This is a genomic window from bacterium (genome assembly GCA_016708315.1).
GTDB lineage: Bacteria > Zixibacteria > MSB-5A5 > CAIYYT01 > CAIYYT01 > JADJGC01.
Genome location: JADJGC010000023.1, coordinates 640,560 through 652,756, shown reverse-complemented (window position 1 = coordinate 652,756; position 12,197 = coordinate 640,560). Strand labels below are relative to the sequence as shown.

The window sequence follows — 12,197 nt, the reverse complement described above, 5'->3', positions numbered from 1 at the left end:
GTCCCTTTCGTTTTTGTTGATCAGAATCTTAAGGGGACGTGAGAAATCACCCAGCGGAACTTACCCGACGATGTTCGTGAGATATCATCGACCGTCTCAACACGGATCTTCACCTGTTCGCCGAGTATGTCCTGCAGCGACTTTCTAACTGAAGTCAATTCTTCCTGCCTAAAATCACTTCTGGGGACTAACCGAAGTACGATGTTGTGAGGGTCTTCCTGGACAATCTGGAGATGCTCGACAGAAACGAGGTCTTTGGTGGCAGTTCCCAGAGCCGATGGTGACAAATATCGGCCATCCGGTGTGGTGACTATATCCTCATCCCGAGTTGTGACATCGTGAATTCGCGGGAAAGGTCTGCCGCATGGGCACGGCTCTTCGTAGGCAGAGGACACGTCGCTGGTGCGGTAACGGATCAAAGGTTGGGCATAATTGTGAAGTCCGGTTGCGACTATTCGACCAAAGCCTTTACTATGGGGTGCTTCCCCGTCTCCGACGATTTCCGTATAACCGAAGTCAGTATCAAGATGTTTGCCTTCGTGGTGACTGCACTCGGTGGCAAAAATCACGCGCTCCGACATGCCGAGGAAATCGAACACCTTACAGCAAAACGCCTTCTCGATCGCTTCTCGCTGAGTTGACAGCAATGGCTCTGCAGATGTGAATACCGCTTTGACTGGAAAAGTCTGCCCGTGTCTATTTAGGTAAGAGGCAACGAACGAAAGCGTAGATGGAAATCCCTCGATTGCTTTGGGGCGAAACTTTGCAAGTTTATCCAGATAGAATCCCATGTTCTTATGCGCGAGATGGAAGGCTGAGAAGAACAGATGGTTCAGTACCCAATTGTGTCTCCAATATGGAGGACGCTTGACGGTCGCCGGTACAATCTGTCTGCCAATGAAGTAGGCGATCCGATCAAACGGCTCAATTCCGCCTTGTCGTTTCTGCCGCCAATCAACAACGGTCTTCATCAGACAGACCTTTTTGTCCCAGACGATTCTGACCGGGTTTGCGGTCGTTCCTGAAGTATAACCTACGATTATATCGGATTTCCTGTAATTGCGCGCTACCAAATCTTCGCTATTGTCCGCCATCATTCGGCGAGTGAGTATAGGTAGTTTCTCGAGGTCGCCGGCGTCTCGGATGTCGGCAGGGGAAAGACCTCGATCCGACATAACCCGTTTGTAATAGGGGACATTCTCGTAACAATGCTTGATTAGTGATTGGGTTTGTTCTGCCTGGTAGGCTTCAAGCTCCGCTGGGGTAATTGGGCATGGGATTCGAATTCGCGCAAGAGAGTCCGAAACTCTTTGCCATACTCGCGAAAATACAATTTGGCGCCATAGAGTGAAACCGCCAAGACTTGTATAAGCCAGGGGCTCGCTAAGTATAGATTGTGGAAGACTCCTGCCAAGTACTGATACCCTCATCGCAAATTGAATGAAGTAAATGCCGCTGCTTATCGATCGAATATGCTTGTTAGCCTACTTTCAAAACATATCCATTCCGTCGCTTGTTCCCAATTGGCTCTATTTCGATTGTCGGCATCGATACATTCGCAGTTAATCAGAGATTGAATTTATCCACAAATAAACGCAATTGTACACAGAGAGATTACTGGCAGTACCCAAATCGGCCTCACTTTTTTCTTGACCTTTCCGCCGTCCGTGCCTATCGTTTTTCGACACTACGTGGGAGGGTCATGGATTATTCTGCCCAGCAGACAAGTAATCGCATTTCCGGGGTGGAAACTGGTTCCGGTGCAACGGTCAAACCAGGATACGACTTCGCGCGCCAGGCGGAGAAAATGATCGCCGCTGGACAACTCGATGAAGCCTACAATCTGCTTCAAGCGGGCATTGGCGTATTTGGCGATTATCCGTCTGGATTCCAGATACTGGGTGATCTGTATCACCTTCGCGGCAATCAGGTGGCGGCGACTTTTACCTATTTCGAAGCCTTACGGCGCGAACCAGACAATCCGCGTACTCTGCTGAGCTTGGGGGACGTCTTCCGAGCAGAAGAAGGCAATGTTAACGAAGCGCGGAAGTACTATCTTCAGGCGGCGGCGTTGGAAGCAGACTCCGAGACGATAGCCGCCCGAATGAAAGACATCGGCTTCTTCGAGGTTGAACAACCCGAATTGGAGCACGATTTTCTGGCTACCGAAACCGCTGCCGATCTGTTCCGCATGCAGGGGTACTTCGACAAGGCAAAACAGATTTACCTGCATCTGCTTAAGGAAACGCCGGCAGATCAACACCTACACGACAAACTCAAACTTTGTGGATAAGGAAAACATGCAAGTTAGAATTAAGAAGCTTCAGGCGCTGATAAAAAGCCTCAATCTCGATTGCCTGTTGGTAACCGAGTTGTCGCAAATACGCTACCTGTGCGGCTATACCGGCTCCAACGGTATTCTGGCAGTGTTCGCGAATGAAGCGCATTTCGTGACCGATTTCCGGTACAAGGCGCAAGTTGGCAAGGAAGTCAAGAGCGCGAAGATCATGATCGCTCAGCGCGATCTGTACACCGAACTTCCGAAGATCAAGCCATTAAACGCCCCGAATCTCCGTATCGGATTTCTCGAAGCGTATATGTCGGTCAAGAATCTGGGTATGCTCAAGGCGTTGCTTCCGAACGCGCTGTTTGCGCCAACCACCTTCATTGTTGAAGCAATGGCTTCGGTGAAGGACAATGATGAAATCAAGAACATCCAAAAGGCGGTAGATATTGCCGATGTCGCGTTTGCTCGAATTCTGCAAATCATCAAGCCGGGTATTCGCGAAACAGAGGTTGCGGCTGAACTTGAGTATCAGATGAAGATGCTCGGATCAGAGGACCCGTCATTCGAGACGATTATCGCCTCCGGCTACCGTTCCGCGTTGCCGCACGGGCGCGCCTCGTACAAAATCATTAAGAAGGGGGAATTCGTAACCCTCGATTTCGGCGCCATTTACGCCGGATATCATTCCGACATCACCAGAACGGTGGTTGTCGGCAAAGCCTCTGCCCAGCAGAAGAAAATCTACAATCTCGTTCTTAAGGCACAAATTGCTGGAACTCGCAAAGCCAAGGCGGGTTTAAAAGGCTCTGCTGTGGATAAGCACGTTCGCGACATCATCGCCAAGGCTGGCTACGGTAAGAATTTTGGACACGGTTTAGGGCACGGAATCGGATTGCTGATTCACGAAGAGCCTCGCCTTAGTCCGCTGTCAGACACAGTGTTACAGCCCAATATGGTCGTTACGGTCGAGCCGGGTGTATACATTGATGGCTGGGGCGGCGTCCGAATTGAAGATGATGTGGTAATTACCAGAAACGGCTGCCGGGTCATGAACAAGGCCGATAAGTCGTTGCTGGAGCTATAGTTTTTGCAAAAACATTCGATAATCAGGAGTAGGGTTGATTCAACCCGGTCATAGAAACTAATGAACGAAGAAACTATCCGGAAACTGGTGAAGTTGGTGGAATCGTCGGACATTGAATCGCTAACTGTCAGAAATTCGCTGTGGTTTAGCAACGTGACGATCGTGAAGCGCAGTCCCGAAGTCAGCAATGGCTCGAACGGCGGCTCGCATGGTCATATCTCGATTGCCAAATCGCACGTAGTTCCGACTATGCCGACGATTGAGGTGGCTGCCCCTGCTCCTGCTCCGCAGCCTATGCAGGCAATGCCGCAACCACAACCTGTAGCGCCGCCTGCGGTCGCTAAAGGTAAGGAGATCAAGTCTCCGATGGTTGGAACGTTTTACATCTCGCCCGAACCGGGTGCGCCGCCTTTTGCCGAAATCGGCACGCGCATCACCAAGGGTCAGACGATCTGCATCATCGAAGCAATGAAGCTGATGAATGAGATCGAGGCGGAATTTGACGGCGTTGTCGTCAAACGCATGGTGGAAAACGCACAACCGGTGGAGTTTGGTCAGTCGTTGTTCATCGTTGAACCGACCTAAATCCTGAGCTACTAACTCATCGGTCTGGTTTCCGGAATAACCGAAGGAGAGACCGATGAATCTGCGTGACATGCTGGTAGAGATGCAGCACCTCGCTGCATCCGACCTGCACCTGCGTGTTGGTATCAAGCCCACTTTGCGCGTGCACGGCAAGCTCATTGCCATTAACACCGATCCGATCTCAAAGGAAGCGATGACGGAAATCGTATCGCAGATCCTTTCCCCTGAACAGCAGAAACGCTTCGCCGCCCGCAACGAAATGGACTTGGCGCTCTCCGTCACCAAGCTCGGCCGTTTCCGTATCAACATCTATCGGCAGCGCGGCACGCCCGGTATCGCGATTCGTGCGGTCAATACGCTGGTGCCTTCGTTTGAAGATTTGAATCTGCCCGACGTAATCACTGATCTTTGCGATGCCCGCCGTGGTCTGGTGATTGTCACCGGCACCACCGGTTCCGGCAAGTCAACCACGCTCGCCGCGATCATCGAGCATCTCAATTCGAATCGCGCCGAGAACATCGTAACTATCGAAGACCCGATCGAATACATCTATAAAGACAAGAAATCTATCATCTGCCAGCGCGAGGTCGGCGCCGATTCGGAGAATTTCGCCGCCGCATTGCGCCACGCGTTTCGTCAGGATCCCGACGTCATTCTGATCGGTGAAATTCGAGACGCCGAAACGATGGGTATCGCCCTCGCCGCCGCCGACACCGGACATCTGGTGCTGACGACTCTGCATACGATGAACGTGGTCGAGACAATCACGCGCGTGATTTCATTTTTCCCGCCGCACCAGCACCAGCAGATTCGTCTGCTGCTTGCCGGCACACTCAAGGCGATCGTCTGTCAGCGTCTTCTGCCGCGCGCAGACACACCGGGCCGAGTTCCGGCGGTCGAGGTTTGTGTTTCGACCGGCGCCATTCGCGATGCCATCATCGATCCGATGAAGACCTCATCGATTATCGAGTTCATCGAGGGCGGCAACGTGCAGTATGGCATGCAGTCGTTCGACCAGTCGATCATGAAACTGTATCGCGGCGGGCATATCACTTACGAGGATGCCATGCGCAACGCCAGCAACCCGGATGACTTCGATCTGCGCATCAAGGGAATTACCGGTTCGTCAGAGACTGCCTGGACGGCATTCTCGGCGGGACAACACTAAGAGCTTTCCCCAACAGCTTGTTTCATCAACGGTCCGAATCGAAAGGTTTGGACCGTTTTGCTTGGTCCCCCACCGCTCAGGGACTGTTGAAAACCCATCCCGTGTCATTCGAACCGCACGCGGGGAATCTGTGTCTTGCTAGCAACACGAACAGATCTTCCGGGGAAGAGACTTTCTCAACAGCCCCTGGGTTGGCGCACTTCAAGGTCGTGTTGCTGTTGAATAGTCTGTTTTGTTTTCGATCTGATTCCTTTTCTATATCGTTCTTTCAATAAATCGGCATAGCGCGCGCTAATCGGCACATCGCAATGTGACCGAACCCGATGTTCCCTTCAGAGTCCATTTGCATCTGCAAGCGGGGCTACCTCTTGCAGACTTGCCCCGGCAAGGGCTGACAGCGAGATCGAGATTGTTTAACCGCAACGGCCGTTGCGAACTCGCGGCTCACACTTGTTGGGCCGGCAAAACTGGCTCACTGACGAAACATCAGTGCCTCTACCCTTACCGACAAAAAGAAATCTCGACATAGTAGCTACAGATTTTTTTGGGGAGGGTGGGTTGTGAAGTGTCAGGCGGAAAGTCAGGAGCACAGGGCTCCTGACCTACTTGGCTAAAGCGCGGGACAGGTCGCTGCGAACCCGACCTACGGACTATGAACGGGGAGATGTCACAATTCCGAACCGCACTTCGGACACTTTGACTTGAAGCCGTTACACTTTTCGACATCGTTTACGCCTATTCCGATTCCTACTCGCGAATTGCATTGTGGGCAACGAAACTTTGCAGTCACAATAGAGATGAATAATGCCCATAGGAACCCTCCCCAGGCAAATGCTTCATGTATGTAATATGCAGCGATAACGAACGCCGCCAACCCAATCGGAAGCAACACGAACGAGAAGATGAATCTCTTACGCTTCAATTTGCCCACAGTTCTACCTCCACACAAGTTCGTAGGTCCGAACCCATGTGGTTCGGACACTCCCTTCAATCGCAATCACCGTCGTTGACATTTATGATAACGCGATTGAATATGATCATCAAGTGCCTTAAATGTATCTCGACACGATGGGCTTCACAAGACGTCCGAACCACAGGGGTTCGGACCTACTCTGCTCGACATAGTAGCTACAGATTTTTTTGGGGGAGGGTGGGTTGTGAAGTGTCAGTTTGGTAGGTCAAGCGCTCTCGGCGCTTGGCCCTTACAATTTTGTCAAGCCCCAAGAGGGCTTGACCTACGAACTCTACATAGTCAAAAGCGAAAAACTAATCCCATTGGAAATACTATTCAAGAAGGCTGTTTCAGTTTCGTTAAGGTCAATACCTATGCCTGGATTGTCGGTCTCAATCCATATCAAGAAACTGACACTAAAGCGAGCATCTTCTTTGTATCTCTTCAAGATTTCTATCTTAGGCAATAGAATAGATTTGAGAAATTCGATATGGTGACCAATTGGGGGAGAATGCTTGGAAGTCACCAAGTCCCCTTTTCTGAACGACCGGTCAGGAAGCATACCAAGTTCGTCAGAAATTGTGTCCAAATCAATCTCGTGCGAAGTAATAGCAAATTCTATAAACGTTTTGAATGTGGAGCAATCTTTTTCCATACTCTTAACTCTCAAGGGTAAATAGTCAAACAAGTTTCCAATGACCTCTCCCGTATGCGGGTTGCGTAAATCGCCATTCCCCATAATCTTAATATGAAAGTTTGGTAGGTCAAGCGTTCTCGGCGCTTGGCCTTTATGACTCAGTCAAGCCCCAATAGGGCTTGAGTTACGGACTAACAACTCCCTAACTCTTTCCATAGAGTTCGTCATTTAAGTGGTCGCAATAGAGGGTCCGCTCTATAGAGCGTCAAGAGCGTAATCACTCTGACCTACCTTACATAGTCAAAAGCGAAAAACTAATCCTATTTGACACACTATTCATAAAAGCTAATTCAGATTCACCTAGATCAAGACCGATAGCTGAGTTATCGGTCTGAATCCATATCCAAAAGGCGACACTAAATCGAGCATCCTCCTTATATCTCTTTAGTACATCTATCTTAGACAAGAGAATTGACTTGAGATATTCAATGTGGTGGCTGATCGTCCCATCTTTAGCTTCATAAGATTGCGACTGGATCGCCCAAAGAGAATAGGGCTTTTTGCCTACTCGGGGAGAATGCTTGGAAGTCACCAAGTCTCCTTTTCTGAACGACCTATCTGGGAGAATTCCAAGTTCGCCTGAAATGGTGTCCAAATCAATGTCTGGCGAAGTGATAATGAAATCGATACTCGTCTTGTAAACAAAGCAATCTTTTTCCATACACTCCCTTCATTCGCAATCACCGTCGTTGACATTTATGATAACGATTGAATATGATCATCAAGTGCCTTAAATGTATCTCGACACGATGGGCTTCACAAGACGTCCGAACCACAGGGGTTCGGACCTACTCTGCTAGCCTATACGCTTCCTGTAGAACCACATCTTTGGAAAGCAGGAATGAATGCGAACTGAATTTCCGAGCTTCATAATTGGAAAGTTGACTACTGTTGTCTCCGGAATCGCTGAATTCGCATTTACTCGACCACCACCCTCGTCGCACTCCGGTTGGAACATGACGAAGTGAGTAGAGTAGAAGCTGTAGTGACGGTATCCAATATCGCCAAATCGAAATGTCCCCGTATCGACGAATACTTTTCCTCCACGACTTCCGTACTTGCGAACATAAGTAGTATCAGAGTATAAAAAGAGGGAGTCATACACCGCTGACCCAAAATTCGCCTCGTAGGCGCCTATCACATCTTCAAAACTCATCTGCTCGGACATCACGCCGGGCCCTCGCACGAAACGACTATGAGACTCATCCCCAAAATTACCAGTATTGCGCTTAGTTTGATCATTGGAGTAAAGTAGCTCGAAACACCTATTTTGAGCAAGTCAATTCATACAAGACATTTCGAGGGGTTTCGACAATCGCGGTACGAGTTTCCCCTCCGTGAGGACGCAACAAGACGTCCGAACCACAGGGGTTCGGACCTACTTTGCTGTCAAGCCCCAAGAGGGCTTGACCTACAAACTACAAACTTCTGGTCGCCCCCCTACCACTCATCCGGCCTGCCATCTCGATACCACCGCGACCACTCCAGCCGCCGTGTGGAACTGCATTCCGGTATCTCGCGACAAAGCCGACAGGGCGCTGCGTTTTTCTTCGGGATCGCCAACCCACAGCACATTGATCAGCATCCGCACCACGATCTTGTCGCGATTGCGAGACAGATAACCGCGCAACTGCGCGGCGCGCTCGGCTTTGGTGGGCGTCTCGAAACGAACATCCAACGCGGGCGCTCCCGGTAGAATCGACATCAGGGTCTCGTCATAGTGCCGCGCAACCAGATTCGAAGCACCGGCAATCTTGTCAATCAGCCTTGTCCAAATTCGCAGCGAAGAAATCTCTTCGACGACATCAACGCGCGCAGTGTCAGACCACTTCTGCCACTGAATACACGCCTCACGCATCGCCGTTCGATCGTGGGAATTGACCCGCAATGGTGTAGCTCCTGAGACAGCATCAAGATAGGTTAGCATCGCCGACCACGTCTCTGTCTGTGTGGTGTCGGTCAAGGTCGGCATCCAATCCACCACAGCTCTTGCGACGTTCATGCTGGGGATTGCCGAAATCGGCAGATGCAAATCCGGCGGGCAACTTCTCAATACCAGGAGATCAAATTGAAAAATCGGCGGCAGTTCACTATAGATCGCGGTATTCTCAAGCGAACTGCTGAGCAGCACGAAATCGCATTCGGGAATGCCCCGCATAAACGAAAACGGCCAGTGGTTGCGGTCTGCCTGAGCGACAGTAATGTACTTGGCATTTTGACCGGAGTCCGATTCCAGTTCGCGCAAAATCGAAGTCGCCATAAGAGGTTTGCCGTAATATGCAGGCAACCTCCGATAGAGCAATGGCGCGTCGAAAAACGCGATGATACTCTCGTCAGGATGCAGACTTCGATAGTCACGAATGTTCTCTGCAAGACGAACAGCATTGGTCGAGTCCGCCGTGAAATCTCCGCCGCAGTGACTTGGCATCGGCACAATCTCAAACTCGACATTATTCCACCACGCATCGCGGACCTTGGCGGCTTTGAGGCGATGGCGAACATTGCCGAGTCGCCAATAAAATTCCAAATCAGCAGTCGTGAATGACGAATCGCACATATTCGATGCTATCGCGATGTCGCGATAGTCCCACGATTCCATGTAGTTGTTGGCACGATTCAGAGAGAGCGAATCGATGTTCAGAATCAGCGTTATCTTCTCAAGCCCGCGAAGTACTGTGTCGAATCTGTCGGTTCTTGCCTCAGACCAGTAGTCGAGAAAATTGGCGATGGTCAGCCGAGACAATTCTGGAAATTCTTGCTGATCGGCGATGAACAGCAAATCGCCTCTGGACAAATCGCGTGCAATCTGTGCGTTGATGTTGCAGCGGGTGGTGTCGGCATCGTCTCCGAATTCAATGCCGAAGGAGTTGCTTGAACTGCCATTGCGAAAAGTCACAATGAGAAGCAATACGGCTATTGCCAAAAAGAGCGACAGGAAAGCAATTACGAAATGAAGATGGCGCCTTTTCATTACATCAAGTCTCCGCCCTTTGTGGGTCGTCTTGTCGATGTTGGAGTTTCAAGATACTCCAAGGACTGCGTCGAAGCAAGCGAGAGATGCAGTTTTTTGGTTTGTGAAAACGAGACTCGTAGAACGCTCGAAAGAGGCTATGCAGTTACCAAACGAATTTTGTCTCTTAGTTCAGCAATGTGCTTTTCGGTTAAGAAGAAGTAGTTTACGCTCTTGTCGCCCGCTTTTCGCACACGCAATGACTCACCGTCGTACCAGAGAATTTGATAACCGGAATCGCGGAAAATCTGTGTGACCTTGGCTGCGTCGCTGTCCGGTTCGTCTGGATTCGTAGAGAATTCGATCAGCCAGGAGGGTTTCGATTTCGCAATAACCTGCTCGGCGCTTCGAACCGCGGACAGCTCGTGTCCTTCGACATCGCACTTTACGAATTTCACCAAACCAATCACCGATTCAAGTACAGAATCGAGCCGGCGCGCTTCAGCTTCAATTTTTGGAGTGTTGTCATTTTCCTCGTCAGTCACGATGCGCGCCAGATAGTGGGATTCTCTGCCGTCGGGATAGGTTGGGATTTCCATTCTCAAGCGGCCCTCTTGGCTGGAAATCGCGAAATTGAAGCTCTTCACATTTGTCAGCTTAAGGCGGCGAATGCTCGAAGAGAGAATCTCGTAGGTATTTGGCACTGGCTCAAAACAGTATACTTTGCCATCGTGACCGACAAGGTCGGATAGGATCTTGGTGTAGTCGCCGATGTTGGCTCCAATATCGGCAACGATGTCAGATGGCTTGACCAGGTGTTTGAGAACCGCGAAATCCAGTTCGTCGGTTTCAGAAAGGGCGCGCAACTCGCGGGCGTAGTAGACTTTCTTGGCGTATAGATAGAGCCCGCTCGGCAATATCTTGCCTACAGCACGACCACACTTCTTTATCAGAGAATTCAGACACTACCTCCTGCGGGTTCGATACCTGGAATTGAGACAGGCGACACCGCCGTCCGCCATTCCGGATCAATCCGACAAAATTCGACCCAATTTAGCGTGAAACATTTCGCTACGCACCAACTTTTCGAGGTAAGTCAGAATTTAACTTCGTTCACGAACATGTCCCTACTTGGCAGTTCCTGCGAGTGTCCGCAAGTACGGCAATTGTCCCGCCAATCCGAGTTTGGTCAAATATTCAGTATCGGCATGGGTGAACTTAGGATCGCGATCGGGTAAGTTCTGATCGTGATCGAAGGCATTGGCAATATGCACTGATGCCAAAATATTGACCATCGGACAAGTGCTCTTTGCCGGAGTGTCGTGGAGTGTGACAGCTTCGAGAATGAGGTCCGATAGCCCCCAAAGCGAAAGCAAGTGTGCGCCGATTTCGCAATGACTGACACCCAGAACCTGCTTCTCAGCAGCGTGCATCGGAATCTTCTGTTGTTCGGCGATCTGTATTGACTGGGAAAGCTCTTCCCGGAAATTCGTCATCATCACTAACTTACCGATGTCATGCAGCATTCCCGCCATCAGAGCGTCTTCGGCTTGTTTGCGGCCAAGGCCAAACGCGTTGGCATAGTGGCGGGCACTTGTTCCGACTGCGAGGCTATGGTTGTAGATAGATTCAATCGAGAAGCCGGGAAGGCCGGGATCATCAAATTGGCTGAATACTCCAGCGGTAAGAACCAGACTCTTGACCGTGTCCATACCCAACATATTGGCAGCTTGCAGAGGGTTTTCTACTCGAGTCGATACTCCGAAAAACGCGGAATTCGTCATCTGCAATAGTTTGGCGGTGATACTGACATCTTGCTTGATCAGATTGGCGACCTTCTGCATTGATGCCGTTTCTGACTGCATTTCTGCGACCAGTTGGTTGTAAATGCTGGGCAGAGTCGGAAGCGTTCGGATTTGGGAAATCCGCGCGTGAAGCTTGTCGTCGGTCAGAACGGTTCTGAGTGCCAGCGAATTGCTGATCTGCATCCGCAGTGTTTCGATTTTGATCGGTTTGGCAATGAACTGATGCGACTGCGCGACAGCCCTGAGAATACGCTCGCGATTGTCATCTGCCGTCAATACAAATCGAACCGCCCCGGGTTGTATCTCTCGTGCTTTGGATAACAGATCCGACGCTTCCATATCGGAGAGCGACAGGTCGGTGACCATCAAATCATAGTTCTTATCCTGCAGTGCAGCCAGCGCTTCGCCGCCATTGGCGACAAAGTATAAATTCCAGCCACTATCTGGTTTGCCCAGCCCAAAGCGAAGATCATCTGCTATATCCTGTTGTCCGACAATGAGCGCATTCTGAGATGACATCTGGAGGCCTTTCGTCTGGATGTAGTTCACCGTGAATGCTGATGCCTTGCAATTTCTGGCAACAGCCGATTCGCCAAATTGACTGTAATTTGAGCTAGGGTAACCGGGCGCAAGCCCCACCAGACTGCCGTTTGGCAGCCGAGGTCGCAC

General features: G+C 50.5%; 11 protein-coding genes. 4 read left to right on the top strand and 7 right to left on the bottom strand.

Annotated features, from left to right (window positions below):
* Nucleotides 1-20 precede the first annotated feature (20 nt).
* Entirely contained in the window at nucleotides 21-1,175 is a 1,155-nt protein-coding gene (locus IPH59_15125; protein ID MBK7093025.1) for a phenylacetate--CoA ligase family protein, read from the bottom strand.
* Nucleotides 1,176-1,702: 527 nt separating this feature from the next.
* Between IPH59_15125 and IPH59_15120 the strand changes: the two genes are divergently transcribed.
* The 4 genes from IPH59_15120 to IPH59_15105 are packed head-to-tail and all read left to right on the top strand — an operon-like array spanning nucleotide 1,703 to nucleotide 5,124.
* Nucleotides 1,703-2,293 (top strand): hypothetical protein, encoded by a 591-nt coding sequence (locus tag IPH59_15120; GenBank protein MBK7093024.1) that lies wholly within the window; start codon nucleotides 1,703-1,705, stop codon nucleotides 2,291-2,293.
* A 7-nt stretch (nucleotides 2,294-2,300) separates the two neighbouring features.
* On the top strand, nucleotides 2,301-3,371 hold the full coding sequence (locus tag IPH59_15115; GenBank protein MBK7093023.1) for an aminopeptidase P family protein: 1,071 nt from the start codon (nucleotides 2,301-2,303) through the stop codon (nucleotides 3,369-3,371).
* Between the two features lie 60 nt (nucleotides 3,372-3,431).
* The gene (accB, locus tag IPH59_15110; protein MBK7093022.1) at nucleotides 3,432-3,956 is read left to right on the top strand and encodes an acetyl-CoA carboxylase biotin carboxyl carrier protein; all 525 of its coding nucleotides are present in this window, start codon (nucleotides 3,432-3,434) and stop codon (nucleotides 3,954-3,956) included.
* 55 nt (nucleotides 3,957-4,011) lie between these two features.
* A complete protein-coding gene (locus tag IPH59_15105; protein MBK7093021.1) occupies nucleotides 4,012-5,124 on the top strand; it encodes a PilT/PilU family type 4a pilus ATPase in 1,113 nt (370 codons plus the stop codon).
* A 1,244-nt stretch (nucleotides 5,125-6,368) separates the two neighbouring features.
* Here the strand turns inward: IPH59_15105 and IPH59_15100 are convergent.
* The 6 genes from IPH59_15100 to IPH59_15075 all read right to left on the bottom strand — a co-directional run bounded on the left by IPH59_15100 (nucleotide 6,369) and on the right by IPH59_15075 (nucleotide 12,047).
* On the bottom strand, nucleotides 6,369-6,731 hold the full coding sequence (locus IPH59_15100) for a hypothetical protein (protein ID MBK7093020.1): 363 nt from the start codon (nucleotides 6,729-6,731) through the stop codon (nucleotides 6,369-6,371).
* A 274-nt stretch (nucleotides 6,732-7,005) separates the two neighbouring features.
* Nucleotides 7,006-7,434: a DUF4279 domain-containing protein gene (locus IPH59_15095; protein MBK7093019.1), complete on the bottom strand. Its 429-nt coding sequence runs from the start codon at nucleotides 7,432-7,434 to the stop codon at nucleotides 7,006-7,008.
* A gap of 135 nt (nucleotides 7,435-7,569) precedes the next feature.
* Complete coding sequence (locus IPH59_15090) at nucleotides 7,570-7,941, bottom strand: hypothetical protein (GenBank protein ID MBK7093018.1); 372 nt, start codon at nucleotides 7,939-7,941, stop codon at nucleotides 7,570-7,572.
* Between the two features lie 279 nt (nucleotides 7,942-8,220).
* Nucleotides 8,221-9,744 carry a hypothetical protein gene (locus IPH59_15085; GenBank protein MBK7093017.1) on the bottom strand — a complete coding sequence of 508 codons (1,524 nt, stop codon included), beginning with the start codon at nucleotides 9,742-9,744 and terminating at the stop codon, nucleotides 8,221-8,223.
* A 137-nt stretch (nucleotides 9,745-9,881) separates the two neighbouring features.
* Nucleotides 9,882-10,640: an FkbM family methyltransferase gene (locus IPH59_15080; protein MBK7093016.1), complete on the bottom strand. Its 759-nt coding sequence runs from the start codon at nucleotides 10,638-10,640 to the stop codon at nucleotides 9,882-9,884.
* A gap of 210 nt (nucleotides 10,641-10,850) precedes the next feature.
* The gene (locus IPH59_15075) at nucleotides 10,851-12,047 is read right to left on the bottom strand and encodes an HDOD domain-containing protein (GenBank protein MBK7093015.1); all 1,197 of its coding nucleotides are present in this window, start codon (nucleotides 12,045-12,047) and stop codon (nucleotides 10,851-10,853) included.
* Between the last annotated feature and the right edge of the window lie 150 nt (nucleotides 12,048-12,197).

What these genes read in the sequence shown, in the direction of transcription:
- IPH59_15085 (MBK7093017.1), bottom strand. Translation starts at nt 9,744, where the DNA reads ATGAAAAGGCGCCATCTTCATTTCGTAATTGCTTTCCTGTCGCTCTTT.
- IPH59_15100 (MBK7093020.1), bottom strand. Translation starts at nt 6,731, where the DNA reads ATGGAAAAAGATTGCTCCACATTCAAAACGTTTATAGAATTTGCTATT.
- IPH59_15125 (MBK7093025.1), bottom strand. Translation starts at nt 1,175, where the DNA reads ATGTCGGATCGAGGTCTTTCCCCTGCCGACATCCGAGACGCCGGCGAC.
- accB (MBK7093022.1), top strand. Translation starts at nt 3,432, where the DNA reads ATGAACGAAGAAACTATCCGGAAACTGGTGAAGTTGGTGGAATCGTCG.
- IPH59_15105 (MBK7093021.1), top strand. Translation starts at nt 4,012, where the DNA reads ATGAATCTGCGTGACATGCTGGTAGAGATGCAGCACCTCGCTGCATCC.
- IPH59_15090 (MBK7093018.1), bottom strand. Translation starts at nt 7,941, where the DNA reads ATGTCCGAGCAGATGAGTTTTGAAGATGTGATAGGCGCCTACGAGGCG.
- IPH59_15095 (MBK7093019.1), bottom strand. Translation starts at nt 7,434, where the DNA reads ATGGAAAAAGATTGCTTTGTTTACAAGACGAGTATCGATTTCATTATC.
- IPH59_15075 (MBK7093015.1), bottom strand. Translation starts at nt 12,047, where the DNA reads ATGTCATCTCAGAATGCGCTCATTGTCGGACAACAGGATATAGCAGAT.
- IPH59_15115 (MBK7093023.1), top strand. Translation starts at nt 2,301, where the DNA reads ATGCAAGTTAGAATTAAGAAGCTTCAGGCGCTGATAAAAAGCCTCAAT.
- IPH59_15120 (MBK7093024.1), top strand. Translation starts at nt 1,703, where the DNA reads ATGGATTATTCTGCCCAGCAGACAAGTAATCGCATTTCCGGGGTGGAA.